At 37.3% G+C, this 17450-nt stretch carries 16 protein-coding genes; all 16 read right to left on the bottom strand.

What is annotated here, in order from left to right; genetic code table 11:
* Window positions 1-188 precede the first annotated feature (188 nt).
* The 16 genes from nrdD to VRHSUH09_RS03335 all read right to left on the bottom strand — a co-directional run bounded on the left by nrdD (window position 189) and on the right by VRHSUH09_RS03335 (window position 17450).
* A complete protein-coding gene (nrdD, locus tag VRHSUH09_RS03410; RefSeq protein ID WP_105081384.1) occupies window positions 189-2339 on the bottom strand; it encodes an anaerobic ribonucleoside-triphosphate reductase in 2151 nt (716 codons plus the stop codon).
* 244 nt (window positions 2340-2583) lie between these two features.
* Window positions 2584-3387 carry a CpsB/CapC family capsule biosynthesis tyrosine phosphatase gene (locus VRHSUH09_RS03405; RefSeq protein ID WP_054747736.1) on the bottom strand — a complete coding sequence of 268 codons (804 nt, stop codon included), beginning with the start codon at window positions 3385-3387 and terminating at the stop codon, window positions 2584-2586.
* A 266-nt stretch (window positions 3388-3653) separates the two neighbouring features.
* On the bottom strand, window positions 3654-4100 hold the full coding sequence (locus VRHSUH09_RS03400; RefSeq protein ID WP_105081383.1) for a VanZ family protein: 447 nt from the start codon (window positions 4098-4100) through the stop codon (window positions 3654-3656).
* 36 nt (window positions 4101-4136) lie between these two features.
* Window positions 4137-5303 carry a nucleotide sugar dehydrogenase gene (locus VRHSUH09_RS03395; protein WP_105081382.1) on the bottom strand — a complete coding sequence of 389 codons (1167 nt, stop codon included), beginning with the start codon at window positions 5301-5303 and terminating at the stop codon, window positions 4137-4139.
* Complete coding sequence (locus VRHSUH09_RS03390) at window positions 5304-6401, bottom strand: NAD-dependent epimerase/dehydratase family protein (protein ID WP_105081381.1); 1098 nt, start codon at window positions 6399-6401, stop codon at window positions 5304-5306.
* A 26-nt stretch (window positions 6402-6427) separates the two neighbouring features.
* Window positions 6428-7879, bottom strand: a complete 1452-nt coding sequence (locus VRHSUH09_RS03385) for a lipopolysaccharide biosynthesis protein (protein ID WP_105081380.1) — start codon at window positions 7877-7879, stop codon at window positions 6428-6430.
* On the bottom strand, window positions 7879-9018 hold the full coding sequence (locus VRHSUH09_RS03380; RefSeq protein WP_105081379.1) for a CapA family protein: 1140 nt from the start codon (window positions 9016-9018) through the stop codon (window positions 7879-7881). Before VRHSUH09_RS03380 ends, VRHSUH09_RS03385 begins: the two co-directional genes overlap by 1 nt.
* Window positions 8996-9928, bottom strand: coding sequence for an ATP-grasp fold amidoligase family protein (locus VRHSUH09_RS03375; protein ID WP_009350911.1), 933 nt, complete (start codon window positions 9926-9928; stop codon window positions 8996-8998). Before VRHSUH09_RS03375 ends, VRHSUH09_RS03380 begins: the two co-directional genes overlap by 23 nt.
* The gene (locus VRHSUH09_RS03370; protein WP_105081378.1) at window positions 9906-11147 is read right to left on the bottom strand and encodes an O-antigen ligase family protein; all 1242 of its coding nucleotides are present in this window, start codon (window positions 11145-11147) and stop codon (window positions 9906-9908) included. The genes VRHSUH09_RS03375 and VRHSUH09_RS03370 overlap by 23 nt, the downstream gene beginning before the upstream one ends.
* A gap of 19 nt (window positions 11148-11166) precedes the next feature.
* Window positions 11167-12234: a glycosyltransferase gene (locus VRHSUH09_RS03365; RefSeq protein ID WP_105081377.1), complete on the bottom strand. Its 1068-nt coding sequence runs from the start codon at window positions 12232-12234 to the stop codon at window positions 11167-11169.
* On the bottom strand, window positions 12231-13280 hold the full coding sequence (locus VRHSUH09_RS03360; protein WP_105081376.1) for an NAD-dependent epimerase/dehydratase family protein: 1050 nt from the start codon (window positions 13278-13280) through the stop codon (window positions 12231-12233). Before VRHSUH09_RS03360 ends, VRHSUH09_RS03365 begins: the two co-directional genes overlap by 4 nt.
* The gene (locus VRHSUH09_RS03355; protein WP_009372083.1) at window positions 13273-13995 is read right to left on the bottom strand and encodes an IspD/TarI family cytidylyltransferase; all 723 of its coding nucleotides are present in this window, start codon (window positions 13993-13995) and stop codon (window positions 13273-13275) included. The genes VRHSUH09_RS03360 and VRHSUH09_RS03355 overlap by 8 nt, the downstream gene beginning before the upstream one ends.
* A 9-nt stretch (window positions 13996-14004) precedes the next feature.
* Window positions 14005-14871, bottom strand: coding sequence for a LicD family protein (locus VRHSUH09_RS03350; RefSeq protein ID WP_105081375.1), 867 nt, complete (start codon window positions 14869-14871; stop codon window positions 14005-14007).
* 11 nt (window positions 14872-14882) lie between these two features.
* Window positions 14883-15569, bottom strand: a complete 687-nt coding sequence (locus VRHSUH09_RS03345) for a sugar transferase (RefSeq protein ID WP_054747721.1) — start codon at window positions 15567-15569, stop codon at window positions 14883-14885.
* Complete coding sequence (locus VRHSUH09_RS03340) at window positions 15563-16762, bottom strand: DegT/DnrJ/EryC1/StrS family aminotransferase (protein ID WP_054747719.1); 1200 nt, start codon at window positions 16760-16762, stop codon at window positions 15563-15565. Before VRHSUH09_RS03340 ends, VRHSUH09_RS03345 begins: the two co-directional genes overlap by 7 nt.
* A 76-nt stretch (window positions 16763-16838) precedes the next feature.
* On the bottom strand, window positions 16839-17450 hold the full coding sequence (locus VRHSUH09_RS03335; protein ID WP_054747716.1) for a CpsD/CapB family tyrosine-protein kinase: 612 nt from the start codon (window positions 17448-17450) through the stop codon (window positions 16839-16841).

The raw sequence follows: 17450 nt of genomic DNA, 5'->3' as shown, positions 1-17450 counted from the left end.
ATGTTGTGGTTGCCAGACCAACTTCATTCTATCACTAGGAGGTTCTTTCCTTTTCTCTAAGAATTTTTTACCGACCCCCAGTTTAACTGGGGGTTTAGTCATGCCTATTCGGCGTACAAATACAGTAAAAGCTGTGCCTTAGGCACAGCTTTTACCATGTATTTATGATAACTATAATTCTAATAATTTTAAATGTGCATTACCCGATCTTTGATTTCTTTAGTACGGCCTTCATTCCAGAAGTTTTCCCCAAGGTAGCCACATGTACGGCGAATAACAGTTAATTTTTCGCGATTCGTATTGTGACAGCGCGGGCATTCCCATTCGTTATGTTCATTTACCTTGATTTCGCCATCAAAACCACATTCATGACAGTAGTCGGATTTCGTATTAAACTCAGCATAAGAAATGTGATCGTAAATATATTGAATCATGGTTAAAATAGCTGGAATATTATTAGTCATATTCGGAATTTCCGCATAGGAAATACAGCCGCCTGTAGATTTCTTTTGGAACTCAGATTCAAAGGCAAATTTATCAAATACATTAATCTCTTCACGAACATTTACGTGATAGCTATTAGTGTAATACCCTTTATCTGTAATATCTTCAATAACACCAAAACGGGCACGATCTAAAGAAGAGAATCGATTTGTTAAGCTTTCAGCAGGCGTACCATATAAGCCAAAACCAAGGTTGTGTTTATCATGCCATAAATCAATAGCGGCATTTAGACGATCCATGATTTTCATAGCAAATACACGGCCTTTTTCGCCTGTATTAGACTCACCTGTAATCAAGCGAGTAGCTTCATAGATACCGATATAGCCAAGAGAAATTGTTGCATATCCGCCAGATAAGAAACGACCAATTTTTTCACCTTTCTTAAGGCGTGCAATGGCACCATGTTGCCAGTGAATTGGAGACACATCACTCACTACATCTTTTAAAAGATTGTAGCGTAATAACAATGCTTTTTCTGCTAATTCAAGACGTTTATCTAAAATTTCAAAATATTTTTCTTCACTACCGCGAGCCAAAATACCAATTTGTGGCAAGTTTAAGCTTACAACGCCCATGTTAAAGCGTCCATCAAATTTGTAGTTTCCTTTTTCATCCTTCCAAGGAGATAAGAAGGAACGACAGCCCATTGGACTAAATACATTCCCTTCATAGTTTTCCTTCATTTTTTTAGCGGAAATATAATCTGGGTACATCCGTTTAGCTGTACATTGTGCAGCCAATTCAGTTAAGTAATAGTATGGGCTATCTGGTGTTACATTATGTTCATCAAGAACATAAATCAACTTAGGGAAAGCTGGTGTAATATATACATCAGCTTCATTTTTTACGCCTTTAATACGTTGACGTAAAATCTCTTCAGTAATGAGAGCTGCTTCCTTAGCGTATTCGTAATCAGGTTGGAAATACATAAATAATGTAACAAATGGAGATTGACCATTTGTAGTCATCAATGTATTAATTTGATACTGGATAGTTTGAATTCCATCCTTAACCTCTTTGCGCGTACGGTTCCAAGCAATTTCACGAGCCTTTTCCATATTAGGCTCCATGCCATAAATCTCAACTTGTTCTTCAATAACATTATTAAGGATTTTCTCATAAGACTTACGTACAAATGGCGCCAAAATACGGTCAATGCCATTAATACTTTGACCACCATATTGACCAGATGCAACTTGAGCAATGATTTGCGTTGTAACTGTACATGCCACTTGGAACGATTTAGGTGTATCAATTTTCTTACCATTGATTACCGTACCATTTGTAAGCATGTCTGCCAAATTGATTAAGCAACAGTTAAACATGGGCTGAATAATATAGTCCATATCATGGAAATGAATGGCACCACTATCATGAGCCTCTAAAATATCCGTAGGAATTAATTTACGACGCGCAATATCCTTAGATACCTCGCCAGCAATTAAATCACGTTGAGTAGATACAATCGCTGCGTCCTTATTAGAATTCTCATCAAGAACACTAACATTACTGCGATCTAACAAACCAATTACATCATCATCTGTAGTATTTTGACGACGTTTAAAAGCTTGCACAGCTTTGTAACCTTCATAGGCACGTGCCGTTGCAGGATTATGATACTCAATCAACTTATAATACACTTGATCTTCAATAGCATAAATTGTCATATCTTTTTGGAGCTTTTGAGCATATTCTTCTATTTCATCTGCAATACGCTGTGCTAACCCCTCTTCGTACAACCCTGTACTACTATGCTCAGCCTTTTCAATAGCTAAAGCAATTTTGTGTTTGTCGAAAGGTACCTTTGTACCATCCCGTTTGATGACCTGCAACATATTGGCAACCTCCCCATTTTGTTACCGCTGAAAAATATGTTAAGACATAGAAAAAAGTATGGTAAACCATACTTTTTATAAATTTATATGTAAAAATGTAAAGAATTATTAGAAAACTCTCTATTTCTACTGCCTCCTCAGTATACTATATATGGTGGTTGTTTTCAACCCCAAATACAATATAAAGTAAAAATAGGTTCTTTTACCCAGGCCAGTATAGCATGGGTAAAAGAACCTATATAAATTATAATGCGAAGCCAAATAGACGTGTCAAGAAATTGGACTTTTGACCGACCCAACTTGATGGAACAGCTGGATAGAATGTGCGATTAGCCAAAAGATCACGCTCATTAAGATGAATATTTGGGAGTAAATCTTTTTTATATGTACTATCCAATTTAGAAATTGCTTCTACATAACCTTGATGTGCTTGTACATCACTTTCACTACTATAACCAGTACCAAAGAAATGAATCAAACCATTGCGATACAATTCAATAGCTCTTTGGTAATTAGCATTGTTGTGATTAAAAGATGCCATATTGCATTGAATCAAAATGCCTTTATCTACCCACTCTAATAGTTGTTCTGGTTTAGTAAACAATTGTCGGTAAGATTCTACTTCACTAATAATAGGAACAATGCCCATATCAAGTAAGCTTACCAGCCATGCATTAACATGATAAACCTTGCTATTTTGAGGTAATGCTACTAACATAAAATGGCTATTCCCTAAAAGATATTGATTGCGATGAGCAGCAATATATTCAACCATTTCATCACAGAGCAGAACACGAGCACCACTATGAATAGTTATATCTACCTGTTGTTCTCCTACAGCAAGTTTCACATCATTTACTAAAGACTCCATAGTATTCCATGTCTTCTTATCCATAGATACTGTCACATCAGGAGTACTAAAAATATCTGTAATGCCTTGATCACACAAGGACTTAATCATTTTTACTGATTCTGCCATTGTTTGTGGCCCTTGAGAACCTAACACAGCTGGCAAAATGCAACCATGTAAATCAACCACGCGATTCATAATTTTTCCCTTCTACTTACGATAATCCCTTACAGAAATCGTCCTCTTTTATAAAATTCATCTTTATCTCATTTAAGTTTCATTTTATATTCATGATTATAACAGGGTAAAAGTCGCTTGTATAGTGGTTTTTATATAAAAATAGATAAATTATAATGTGTTCATTTAATAATTTATTTAAATTTTCATCTTAATTTCATTAAAAACGCCTCATAATCTTTGTGATTATGAGGCGTTTTATACTCATGTTGTATATTAGCAACAGTTTATTTTTTACATATGCTTTTTTTCTGACCTATTCTATAGACTAACTTTACTAAGAATATGCCAATAACAACACCTATTGTATCAATGACAACATCGGAAAATTGAGAGCTCCGACCTGGTGAAAATCTTTGTATAAATTCATCAAGAATAGCTATAGACATCCCTAGACCAATCGTTTTAAATACGGTTCCATACTCAATATAACGACGTAAGATTGCATATAAAACGCCACCAAGGATTGTAAACTCCGTGAGATGTGCTAATTTTCGAACAATCCTATTTAAAGCCCATATATTTCCGTGAAAGCCTAGATTATGTGCAAGGGGAGCTAACTTCTCTGCAAAAATAAGGCTAAACCCATCAGAGGAGCCTCCGTTTTGTAATGAATTATCCCATATAAAAAACACAATTAAACCCAACACGATATATAGTATCCAACGTTTCATACTACTCTCCTAAACGTCACAATACATATAGCTAAATTAATCGCGGTCAAAAATATCTCTCGTATAAACCTTATCTTTCACATCTTCTAAAGATGGATCCCAACGATTAGCTACAATAACATCGCTGACGCGTTTAAAATCCTCAAAGTTACGAATCACTGGTGAATTGAAGAAGTCTTCGGCATCAAGAGTTGGTTCATAAACTACAACAGCAATACCTTTAGCCTTGATACGCTTCATAACACCTTGAATAGCTGATGCTCTAAAGTTATCAGAGTTCATTTTCATCGTCAAGCGATAGATGCCAACAATTTTAGGATTTTTAGCAATAATAGCATCCGCCACATGGTCTTTACGTGTTCTATTCGCATCAACAATAGCGGAGATTAAATTTTGTGGTACATCATTGTAGTTAGCTAATAACTGTTTTGTATCCTTTGGCAAGCAATACCCACCATAGCCGAAGGATGGGTTATTATAAAAGTCCCCAATACGAGGGTCTAAACATACACCATTAATGATTTGGCTTGTGCTAAGGCCCCGTACCTCCGCATAGGAGTCAAGCTCATTAAAGTATGCCACACGCAATGCTAAATACGTATTAGCAAATAATTTAATAGCTTCTGCTTCTGTGGAATCAGTATATAACTGTGGTACATTTTCTTTAATAGCACCATCAGCTAATAGTTGACCAAAGCGACGAGCACGATCAGAGTCTTCACCTACAACAATACGAGATGGATACAAGTTATCGTATAGTGCTTTACCTTCTCGCAAGAATTCTGGGGAGAAAATTAAATTCTCTGTTTTAAACTCTTCACGCATTTGTACAGTATAACCTACTGGTACAGTTGATTTAATAATCATTACCGCATCAGGATTAATTTCTAAAACGGTTTTAATGACTTGCTCAACAGAAGATGTATCAAAGAAGTTCTTTTGTGGATCATAGTTGGTAGGTGTAGAAATAATTACATAATCCGCACCTTTAAACGCTTCCACAGGATCTAATGTGGCTTTAAAGTTTAATTCTTTAGTGCCTAAATATTCCTGCAATTCCGCATCTACAATAGGTGCTTCCTTGCGATTTAACATATCCACTTTTTCAGAAACAATATCGAGGGCTACTACTTCATTATGTTGTGCTAATAATACGCCATTAGAAAGGCCTACATAGCCTGTACCAGCAATTGCAATTTTCATTTATTTGCCCTCCGTCATATAGAAATCTTTATACCATACAGCAAAACGTCTTAAACCTTCTCGCAACGTTGTATTTGGTTTGAAGCCAAAATCTTCTTCTAAGGCGCTCGTATCCGCATATGTAACAGGTACATCCCCTGGTTGCATAGGGACTAATTCTTTATGTTCCTCAAAATTATAATCTTCTGGTAGTACTCCAGCAGATACTAATTCTTCTGAAAGAATACGTACAAAATCGAGGAGATTTTCAGGATTACTATTACCAATGTTATAAATAGCATAAGGTGGTACTGGCAATCCATCAGCTCCGTTACGACGCTCTGGTGCAGCACACATGACCTTAGAAACGCCTTCTACAATATCATCAATATAGGTAAAATCACGTTTGCAGTTACCGTAGTTAAAGATTTTAATAGTGCCACCACTGCGCAGAGTATTGGTGAATCCAAAGTATGCCATATCTGGACGACCTGCCGGACCGTATACTGTAAAGAATCGAAGCCCAGTGCTCGGAATGTTATAAAGCTTAGCGTAAGAATAAGCTAGCAATTCATTGGATTTTTTTGTAGCCGCGTACAAGGATACTGGGTTATCTACCTTATGATCTGTAGAGTATGGGATTTGTTTATTCGCCCCATATACGGAAGAAGATGATGCATATACTAGATGTTCTACACCACTTTCACCATTGTCATAAGAATGACGACAAGCCTCTAAGATATTATAGAAACCAATAATATTAGATTCGATATAAGCATCTGGGTTTGTAATAGAGTAGCGAACACCGGCTTGAGCCGCTAAATTCACAACAACGCGAGGTTTATAAGTAGCAAAAATATCATCAATAAAAGCCTTATCAGCAAGATTGCCTTTTTTGAAAATCCACGTATTTTTATTGCCTTTGCTTATCGCATCGATTTGTTGTAATCGATAATCCTTTAACGCTACGTCATAGTAGTCATTAACAGAATCTATGCCGATAATTTGAGTTCCTTCTGCTTCAGATAAGAGGGACATAACGAGATTAGCCCCTACAAATCCAGCGGCTCCCGTTACAAGGATTACCGTGTTGTTTAAGTCTACATTTTTTGAAAGCATATGTACTCCTTTCATAGTTCTGTTAATTATGAGCGTCTTAATTTACCTAAAACTTTATTAACACCAGAAGTAATAATAGTACGCTCAGATGGAATGATACACAAAATAGCCACATACAATAGAACGCATAACAGCATACAAGCTATCGTCCACAGCACCGTATCATATAGATGTAAAATACTATACGCTAGTGCCCCAACTAACGATGCGGTAATGAGATATACACTAATATTAGATAGTATGCGGAACGCACTCATATTGACGAATAGGGCCAAAAACAACATAGCTACAGCGAGCATTTCCATTCGCACTATAGAGCGAGCATACACAAAGGTAGTAAAATCATATTGAATACAAATATAAATAACTGGTATTAAAACAACTAAATGTAACACTTGAGTCCAGAACGATAGATTTGGCAGGCCTTTAGCACGGAATATTTCAGAAATTAGATTCGCTGTAACAGTCATAATAGCTGAGCTCAATGCCCAAGAACCTAAAACGATCCCCGCTAATTTCCATTGAGGCCCAAGTAAAAGTTGGACAACAAAATCTTGAAATACAAATAAACCTACTCCTATAGGCACTAAGAATAAGGCCATATAGCGTTGGAATGTAAAGAATGTATTAGAGAAAGCCTGTTGATCATGTTGTACTCTACTTAGCGCTGCAAAAAGCACTGGCGCTAACGATGCGGTAGCCATAGCCATAACAGTTGTTACAATAGCCATCGGCATCTTATAAATACCTAAATAGTACGCATCCAGAAATCGACTGATAATAAAGGTATCTACCCATGCGGTAAGCCAAATGGAAAAGGCTTCCGCCAATGACCATGCACTATAGCTAAACATGTTCATAAAAACACGACCACTAAAGAATAAGCGAATTTGATTTCGTCTACTCTTTAATAAGGCTAATGCTGTAAATAGCTGAGCCCCTAACATACCAGCAATTAAAGACCAGTAATCGTACCCCATGAGCGCCATAGGAATAGATATCACTATAGGTGTCAAAATAGTTATAAGGCGAATATTTAGAAGAAACTTAAAATTAAAGTCCCGTCTATACAAAGCCATCTGCACACTGCTAAAGGCTGATAGAGGTATCATTGCCCCCATCACAGCCAACGGTATGCCTAAACCATCATTACCTACTAGTACAGCCAATTCATCACGGCCGATTATGATAGCACCCCATAATAGTAAAGAAAATACTAGATTGGCAATAAAAGCCACATCTGTGGCCTCTTGCTTTTCTTGGTCACTTTCAAACTCATGCTGTACAAGAAACTTTTGGAATCCCGCATCAGCAAGCATTTCTGCAAAGGAGATAACCATCATAATTGTTGCCAATATACCAAACGCCGTCGGCGCAAGCATATGGGCCAATATTATATTTGTAAGTGGTGTAATAAGCTTTGCTAAAACCTCTGTTATGACAGACCATTTAGCAGCAGCTACAATTTTAGTATCCATTATTTTTTATTAATATTCTTAATGCCTCTTAAGAATAATTCATGATGAGCTTCACACTCTAAATAGTTTTGTATTGCTAAATAACTTGTAGGCCCCAAAATAAGTTGCATTAATTTTCGTCCAAATAATCCATTTATTGCACGGATAACAAAAGATCTACCTAAAAATTCACGCAAATATCGCTTTACATGAGTATCAGCAAAATCCTTATATGCTTGAGCAACAAAATGAGCATCTCTAATGTTTTCACTTCGCTTTTTATATTCTGTCAATGTTTCAATGGCTTCTGATTCAGTAGCCAAACGGGTGCCCCTTTCGGTACTACGAATTGGCACTTCAGATACAACAAAGGTATCCTTTGTAGCCTCTACACTGATTAATAAGGAATCTTTTACAAACTCCTTATGATGTATATAGAATTCGGAGTTAAAGATAAAGTTACCTTGGCCATAAATAATAGTCCCCTTACCATAGTCCTCACGAGAACCTATACAATGACTATGTTGACAGATTACAAGGTCTGCCCCTTTATCAACAAATTTTCTGCAATATCTTTGTAACATTGGCGATGGATAGCGATAAAACTCCTTTCCACCATGATATAGGACGATAACATAATCACAAGTTTTCTTTAAAGCTTCTACATCATCAAAGCTCTCTAATACATCAAATGGATTAGCCCCCATTGTATGACAAGAAGCAACGGTAAACTCATGTTCTGCACATAGATAAAATCCTATACGTATACCTTCTTTTTCAAAGATAAATGGCTTTTTAGCTGCTTTTACATTAGCACCAGCACCTGCATTTTTAATATCATGCTTTTTTAATAACTCCAGTGTAGTAGTTAATCCTTCTACACCATAATCTAAGGAGTGATTATTAGCTAATGTTAAAAATATAGGTTCTAAAGCCTTATAACCATAGATTGTTTTTGTAGGAGACTTTAAATTATTACCAAATTTATTAATCGGAGTAGATGCATCTGTTAAAGGCACTTCTAAATTAAAAACATTTAAATCAGATTGCTTAAGAATTTCATATAGCTCTTTACCTACTAATGCTTCCCCTTTGCCCTCTTCAAACAAACTTTTATTAATATCCGTAGGAACGAAATCAGCTCCGATGTACAGTTTCAAGATGTAACCACTCCCCTAATTCATAATCTTTTGACATAGGACGAAACGTTTCTAATCCAGCACCAGGGAAAAATGTTAACTCTCCAATAAATAGGCGCCCTTTTATTTCGTAAAAATCAACACGTAAGAACGGACAATCCTTACTTAGCTCAGCTGTGAGACGTTTCATCTCCTCATAAGTAGCTGGCTTCGGAAACTCATTAGGTAATGGAGGATAATGACCAAAATGAATCCCCATAGGCTCCCAATTGATATCATAGAAGTTCATACGCGTTCCAGTCTTTGAAAAGCGATCTGAACATACCACAGTTAGCTTTGGTTCTCCATGGAAGGAAAACATCTTATAGTCCAATAAATCATCACTGCCCAATTCTGAAATATATTCTTCTGCTATAATGCGACGTGGTACATTCTGATAAGGCCATTCTCTAGCAATTTTAGAATAATCACGTTTTAGAGATGCACTTAACTTCGCTTTAGCTGCTTCGAAGTCAAAAGATGATTTGTCTTTACAAATTACGATGCCTCCACTATCATGAGTTGACTTCAACACAAATTGATTTGGCAATGCATCGATATCGATATCCTCTACGGAATCCCATACAGCAAGTGTAGGAATAATATATTGATTTCCCACACGTTCCGCAATAAACTGTTTTGCTTCATGCTTATCAACCATAACAGTTTGAATAGGATTCCGGTAATTGACTTTTAGCCATTGTAATTTTTCACTGAAAGTTTTAGGATTCTCTAAATCTAAGGGATACCCCATATATTTAGGAAATATCTTCTTTAGAAAATCTTCATCAGATAAGTTATCATAATAACCTGATTTAATCAGAACTCGAGTACGATAGTAAGGTTTTGTTAAAAAGGACATACCAACTTTACACAATTTGCTGAGCTTCATTTTTACGTCCCTTCCGGAGCATTTGCACCTCTAAATAAAACAACATCATATAAAAATAAGTACTCTTACTTTCATAAGACACCATGCCCATATCCATTACAATTTGTGAAAGAAATAGAATGAGTACCATTACATATTCATTACTGTGGAAATCACGATAGCGAATTAAGTTATATGCTATATACAAATACATGGAATAATACGCCAATAAACCGATAATACCAGTACCGGCTAATAACTCAATGTAGTTATTGTGAAGGTAGTAATTCTCCTTACCATATAGGAAGAATGTATATACAGATGGATTATTGACACCAACCCCAGTAATAGGAGATTGGTAGAATAAATCCCAACCAATATCCACTAAAGCCATACGAATGATAGTAGATGAGTCACCGCCAGTACCGGCAAAAGCTTCCACCATGCTAGACATACGATCTAATACTTCACCGAACATCGGTAATTGCAATACAGCAACACCTACGATAGTGAGACCTAGTAAAGAACCAATAATTTTAGCAATCGAATTGACTACATTGGCACTGCGTAAGCTTTTAAAAACAAAAAGTAATACTGTACCTGCTACAACGAATACAAGAGCCTTACGACTGCCTGTAGCAGCAAGAATACCTAATGTAGGTAATGCGATAATATGCCACCATCGAGGGCGATCATATAACATGTAATACAAGGTCATTACAATAGCATTAGCGCCCAAAAGACCTACTGTATTCGCATTTAATGCATCATTGGCAATACGTGCCGACGATGATAAGACAGTAATAAAATAATCTAAACCATAAAAATAAACAGTGTAAAAACAAACTATATAGCCTGTCCACATACCAATCTTTAATAATGTATCCACCGATTTTTTATCTTGATAGCACATGTATAAGATGATGAGCATAAAGAATATCTTGACGATGTCAAAACTTCGACTCATAGCTACAGACGTATCTATGGCATTAATCGCACTAAGGTAACAAGCCCCTATAAAGAGTAGCATATAACTATGCATCCAATTGAGCCGTAACTTAATAACGCCCTGCTCTCTTATAAGATAAAAAATAATGAGCCCAAATAAGCATACAAATAATACATAGGCACCATAGTTCGCCTCGCCAAGGGCAAAGGAAATGGTCAACGACAACACTAAAAAGATTAGAGTTATGAACCATATCATGCGGTCAGCAAGAGCCGTTATATTTAACTTCAATGGTTCTCCTCCTTACAACTCATAAAACTTCTAACCAACGTTTTGCGATTTTCCACAATGGGAACTCATCGCGTACTTTGATGGCTTCTTGTGAAAGCTTAGCGGCTAATTCAGGATTTTTCAAGACACTGCGCATAGCTTCATACATAGCCTGTGTATCACCTACAGGTACAAGAATACCATTCTCTCCACTTTTAATTACCATACGAGCACCGCCTACAGGACAGTCTGTAACGACTGCAGGCAATCCCATGCCAAGGGCCTCTAGCATAGAGTTTGAAATACCTTCAAAGTCAGAAGAGGACACAAACATGGAACAAGGTGCTACTTTTTCTAAAATATTACTAGCAAAGCCTGGTAATAAAATTCTATCCTCTAAATTAAGAGATTTAATTTGAGCTCGTAATTCATCTTCTAAAACACCTTGACCATAGATGACAAGTTTATACTCTGGAAACTCGTCCGCTAACATACTAAAAGCATTGATCATCATAGGTAAGTTTTTTTGAGGATGTAATCGACAGGCTGTAACGATTGTCTTCTCACGCGCTCCCTCAATTGGTGGTGGCAATTTACCATTAATAGGATTTGGAATAATAACACCACGCTTTTGGACAGATTCAGGGAAATAAGAGCGAGCGTCTTCTGTTTGGAATACTAGTGCATCGGCGAATCGGAACGCAAAATTACGCAACGCTTGTTGATGCCAACCGATAGGCACCTTACGCGGATTATTGCGTTCAGAAAAGACGATGCGATTATTTACAAACCAAGAACTAATAGCCAAGATAAAACTCGATGCAGACAAGAACGATAAGCATGTAGCATTTGGTCTAGTCTTCAAGATCTTGATTAATTCTTTTATTTCTTGCATAAAACGAATTACTTTATTAGAGCTAGTAGTATGAATTTGGATTTGCTCAATACCTTCCTCTAAAGCATATTCGTTGCCATATCGATTAGGGCTTGTTTGGATAACCGTAATATGGTGACCATCATGTACCCATTGACGAGCTAACTCTGTTAAAATTCGTTCAGCCCCATCATTACCAAGGGAGATGGTGACAATAATTATTTCCTTTTTCATAAGCCTTCCTCTTGGATATATTCTGCTAGTCTTACATAGGCTTGTGCCATTGATACCTTAGGCTGCCAGCCTAAAGATTTTAACTTTTTAGAGCTTAAGAACATGTGAACTGTCGGAGCATAACCGAGCCCTTGCACATCTTCTGGAATATCAAAGATAACTTTACTCTTATCATCACTTACATATGTTGCCACTAAATGAGCAATGCTAGCAATAGAGCGAGTCTCTTCATCATGACATATATTGTATGCTTCTCCTACTTCCCCTGATTTCATAAGGGTTAAAATACCTGTCAAAGCATCTGTAATATAGCAGTAATTAGACATAGAGTCGCCTTTTGTGTGAAGAACAATATCTTCATGCTTGAGAGCACTCTTAGTGAACTGCATGAATACGCGATTATCAGATACAGGAACACCTGGTCCAAAGGTTTGAGCTAGTCGAGCTATAACAGCGGGAACGCCATACTCGACCGCATAAGACTTGCAATAACATTCGCAGAGTCGTTTACTTTCAGAATAGGAACTACGTACATTTAGGTGATCAAGATAACCTAAGCGTTCCTCAGTCATCACTTGACCTGATTCATAGGGAACACCATATTGCTCCATGCTAGATAGGTAAACAAGTTTTTTTACCTTTTTATGACGACTCAGCTCAAGCATAGCCTCTGTACCATGAATAGAGGTACGAATTGTCTCTACAGGATGTTCTACAAAAAATTTAGATTGTGTTGGTGCCGCACCATGCAGGATATAGTCACATGGCGTATCGATAGATTCTAATGAGCCATCAATAATAGTAAATGATTCATTATCTGAATACTCACCAAAAATAGTTTGTGCTTTATCATGGCTTCGCACATGACCAAGCACTTTTAAATCCAAGCCATAAGCTTCATTAGCAAGTATGAGTAGTTTAATAAACATAGAGCCAATAAGCCCGGTTGCACCCGTTACAAGAACGCGTTGATGACGGAGGAAATCAAAGTACTTTTCTTCATGTACTAAAGCCGTTAACTCACGTTGGATAACGGAATTACTCATCTTCTAATCCTCCTAATTCACGGTTTTTAATAATACCCGTAAACATATAATAATCGGATGGTGTTGTAATTTTTATGTTTTCAGTTTCCCCTAGTACAGGGTATAAGGTGTAACCATAATGCATCATCATCGATGCAGAATCAATGAAATCATGTATTCCATCGTCTTTTGCTCGATCATGAACAGATAAAATATCATCTAATCTAAAGCTCTGTGGAGCCTTAGCCATAAGACATTCATTGCGATTTAAAATTCCATTGATGGAACCATCTTGAGTAACCATAATCGTTTCGATAGCCGGAGTAACAGTAATAGCAGAACCCTTAGATTCAACAGATTCAATGTTTCGTTCAATAGTAGCACTATCAACAAGTGGACGAACACCATCATGAATCAACACAGTCACATCTTCATCGGGGAACAAACGCTTAGTCTCAACTAGCCCATTATATTGGGATCCGAGAGCACTTTCACCGCCGGGTACAATGGACAAAACCTTTTGTAATTTTGCCTTTTCAATTAGTTGCTTTGTATGATCAATCCATTCTGCTTTGCAGGCTAGAACAATACCATCAATAGCCTCTGTTTGTTCAAAAACATCCAAGGTTTGAATTAAAATAGGTCTACCGTTCCATTCTAAAAATTGTTTCGGCGTCTTGCTGTTCTTCATACGAGCGCCTACGCCACCCGCAAAGATTACTGCTATTCGTTTCATAGGCCCTCCTTATGGTTGAGCTTTATTTTGGGCATAATAAATGCCTCTATATTCTTTGTAAGGCGTATGCAAATCAGCAAATGCGGCGTCATGTTTTGCTACACGTTGCTCCACAGGTGGTAATTGCATATAATCGCCCCAAATGAGACGTAAATATCTCTCATACCCTTTCATAACAGGTATTTGATGTCCTTCAAAGTCTTTATAAACGACAGAAGCAAAATCCTCTTGCGGATGTCTTAACTTCATGCCCTTTAAACTACCGATTAACTCAGTACACGCCTTGCTTGTATTGAAATCATATTTAGTCATCTGCTTTTCTGCAAAACGCCAAATATGATAGCGCACGGACTGACTAGAAAAGACTTTATAGATACATCCTGCTAAGGCACGATAGATAGGCCCCTTATTATCCGGTAATCGTTGAGCGTTAAAGAGTGCAAATGTCATAGCCCATATCAACTGCAAAGCACGGCTGATTTTGCCAGGTGCACAGCCGTCAATTGGCATAATCTCCAAAGCTAAACCATGACAAATATCTTCGTGCATACTGTGACGATTAATAAAAGTCGTGTTGTTATCTCGAATAGAAGCGCCTGCATCGTGATAAATATGATGACGATCCGTACGACAATACGTATAACGTTCTGTATCAGCATATTTAGGCCACAACTCTGCTAATTTTTCATAGTCAGGACGAGGCATAAAGAGATCTAAGTCATCATCCCAAGGGATAAAACCATTATGACGTATAGCCCCAATGAGACCACCGCCGCAAAGATAAAAGCGCAAATTATGTTTGTCGCAGAACTCTTTAAAGTACAGCAACATAGTTAGCTCTTTCTCTTGTATTTCCTTTGTCATAGATGTACTCATAGGGACCTCTCTTAATGTAATACAGCTAGCACTGTATCTATCATCGTTTTTATATCTTGTAAAAAAGAAAATTCCTTAATACTCTTCAAATTCCAAGCCATCTTGCCTGGTAACACCTCATTGATGTAAACTTCATCTACATTTTGAGCATTTTGTAAAAGCTGATCTTCATCTTTATAGGCAATGCTGGCTACACTCGTTACACCAGCAGGTAACAACAGCGTAGCTTTCATCTCATTCGTATAGGCTGCAACATATCGCGGTACCTCAGGTCTTGTGCCGACAAAGCTCATATCGCCTAAGAGAATGTTGATAAGCTGAGGCAGTTCATCAAGACGACAACTGCGCAGCATATTGCCCACCTTAGTAACCCTCATATCATTTTGTGACGTTACTTGAGCACCAAGGGATTCCGCATTTTTTACCATAGTACGGAATTTATAGATACCAAAGGTGCGACCATATTGTGTCACCCGAGTTTGGCGGAAGAAAACCTCACCTTCACTATCTCGTTTGATCATAATGGCTAATACAAGAAATACAGGACTCAATGTAATGAGCATGCCGGCCGCCATAACACGGTCAAAAATGCTTTTACATAAAAGACTTGTTCGTCTTTGATTTAATATTTCAAAGTACGGACGCACCTCTTCACACTGTAACTCTTGAGGTAGATCGTGAAAGTTTTTTACTAGCATTCGGTAATAATCCTTTTAAATGTTTCAATGATATATTGCACTTCTTCATCTGTTAACAACGTGTGAAGTGGCAATGTAATCTCATTCTTAAACTGATCATAAGCATTTGGATAATCATCAATAGTAAAGCCTAAATTCTTGTAAGCCGTATGCATAGGAATTGGTTTATAATGTACATTTGTTGCAATTCCAGCTTCAGCCATAGCTTCAATTACCTTGTTACGGTATTCTGCGTCACGTCCATCTAAGCGAACTAAGTACAAGTGACCACTACTTTGATGTTCATCAGTATAGTGACTTAATACTGTAACAGGTAGATCTTTTAAACCTGCATCATAAGCTTCGATAATTTCCTTACGACGTGCTAACAGTTTTGGATATCTTTCAAATTGCGCTAAACCAATAGCAGCCATAATATCCGTCATATTACATTTGTAATATGTGCCTTTAATATCGTATTCCCATGCGCCAGCCTTAGTTTTAGCAAGAGCATCCTTATCTTGACCATGCAAAGACAACAATTGGAATTGCTTATAAATAGTTTCATCATCGTAGCCCTCAATATGGCGCCATGTAGCGCAGCCACCTTCGGCAGTAGTAAAGTTTTTTACTGCATGGAAAGAGAAACTACTGAAGTCCGCTACATTACCTGTATGCACACCTTTGTAGGTTGCACCAAAGGAATGAGCACAGTCTGCTACGATAGGAATATGACCTAATGCTTTTTGAATGTCATTGGCTGGAGTAAAGAGAGATTTCTTGTCCTCTACAATGGAGCGCAAGCGCTCATAGTCACAAGGTACACCAGCAATATCTACTGGAATAATAGCCTTTGTCTTTGGAGTGATGGCACGAGCTACTGCATCGTAATCCATTTCATAAGAGTCCTTTTGTGTATCTACAAGCACTAAGGTAGCACCTACATGAACTACAGGACTCGCACTAGCTGTATAAGAATAAGCACTTGTAATCACTTCATCACCAGGGCCAATACCTAATACACGAAGAGACATTTCAAGCGCTGCAGTCGCAGAATTCAAGCAAACAGATTTAGGTGTGCCTAACTGTTCGGCAATCTTTTTCTCTAGCTCTTTAGTACGAGGACCAGTTGTAATCCACCCACTTTTTAAGGCTTCAATGACTTCGTTGATTTCTAAGTCGGTAATATCTGGAGGAGAAAAATTAATTTTCATATACATCACCTCAATGCTTTCTGTACCATATTGATACGCTTGATGAATCGATTAGATTACGAATTAAGTAAGATTATTAAGCATCAATTACGATGGAGCCTAATAGAGGAATACCTACTTGAGTAAGGCGTTTTTTTGCTTCTATCAAATCTTTTGGGCTTGCTACTTCGTTTCTAACAACGAGCATAACACCATCGGATTTTTCAGCTAATACAATAGCATCAGTAACGGATAATACTGGTGGCGTATCGATGATAACCACATCATATTCATCGCGTACATAATCTAAAATTGTTGGCAATTTACTAGAGTCTACTACTTCAGAAGGATGCTGAACCACTTCTCCTGCTGTCAATACATCTAAATGAGGTTGTACATTACGATGAATCGTCAAGTCTTCATCCATCATTACTGCATTAGTAAGGCCTTTATTTTGCACATTAAAGGCTAAGTGTTGTACTGGATTGCGTAAATTACCGTCAATCAGTAATACTTTATTATTATTTTTAGATAAAGCTAATGCAGTGTTAGCGGCTACTTCAGAAGTGCCTTCACCGCTAGTAGCGGCTGTAATACAGATAAGCTTACCTTTTTGTTGATTACATACATATTGTAAATTGCTACGCAATGTACGATATGCTTCTACGAGTGCTGTATCACCACGTTCATTAGAAATTAGTCTGATCAT

It is taken from the genome of Veillonella rogosae JCM 15642 (assembly GCF_002959775.1).
Taxonomy (GTDB): Bacteria; Bacillota; Negativicutes; order Veillonellales; family Veillonellaceae; genus Veillonella; species Veillonella rogosae.
Note: the sequence above shows the minus strand (reverse complement) of the source record. Positions and strands in the feature narration are given on the sequence as shown.

Bases quoted from the DNA above. Each gene is read 5' to 3' on its own strand.
- VRHSUH09_RS03345 (WP_054747721.1), bottom strand. From the start codon at position 15,569: ATGCTAGTAAAAAACTTTCACGATCTACCTCAAGAGTTACAGTGTGAA.
- VRHSUH09_RS03355 (WP_009372083.1), bottom strand. From the start codon at position 13,995: ATGAAACGAATAGCAGTAATCTTTGCGGGTGGCGTAGGCGCTCGTATG.
- VRHSUH09_RS03375 (WP_009350911.1), bottom strand. From the start codon at position 9,928: ATGAAGCTCAGCAAATTGTGTAAAGTTGGTATGTCCTTTTTAACAAAA.
- VRHSUH09_RS03395 (WP_105081382.1), bottom strand. From the start codon at position 5,303: ATGAAAATTGCAATTGCTGGTACAGGCTATGTAGGCCTTTCTAATGGC.
- nrdD (WP_105081384.1), bottom strand. From the start codon at position 2,339: ATGTTGCAGGTCATCAAACGGGATGGTACAAAGGTACCTTTCGACAAA.
- VRHSUH09_RS03365 (WP_105081377.1), bottom strand. From the start codon at position 12,234: ATGAAAAAGGAAATAATTATTGTCACCATCTCCCTTGGTAATGATGGG.
- VRHSUH09_RS03360 (WP_105081376.1), bottom strand. From the start codon at position 13,280: ATGAGTAATTCCGTTATCCAACGTGAGTTAACGGCTTTAGTACATGAA.
- VRHSUH09_RS03340 (WP_054747719.1), bottom strand. From the start codon at position 16,762: ATGAAAATTAATTTTTCTCCTCCAGATATTACCGACTTAGAAATCAAC.
- VRHSUH09_RS03400 (WP_105081383.1), bottom strand. From the start codon at position 4,100: ATGAAACGTTGGATACTATATATCGTGTTGGGTTTAATTGTGTTTTTT.
- VRHSUH09_RS03405 (WP_054747736.1), bottom strand. From the start codon at position 3,387: ATGAATCGCGTGGTTGATTTACATGGTTGCATTTTGCCAGCTGTGTTA.
- VRHSUH09_RS03385 (WP_105081380.1), bottom strand. From the start codon at position 7,879: ATGGATACTAAAATTGTAGCTGCTGCTAAATGGTCTGTCATAACAGAG.
- VRHSUH09_RS03390 (WP_105081381.1), bottom strand. From the start codon at position 6,401: ATGCTTTCAAAAAATGTAGACTTAAACAACACGGTAATCCTTGTAACG.
- VRHSUH09_RS03335 (WP_054747716.1), bottom strand. From the start codon at position 17,450: ATGATCAGACTAATTTCTAATGAACGTGGTGATACAGCACTCGTAGAA.
- VRHSUH09_RS03350 (WP_105081375.1), bottom strand. From the start codon at position 14,871: ATGAGTACATCTATGACAAAGGAAATACAAGAGAAAGAGCTAACTATG.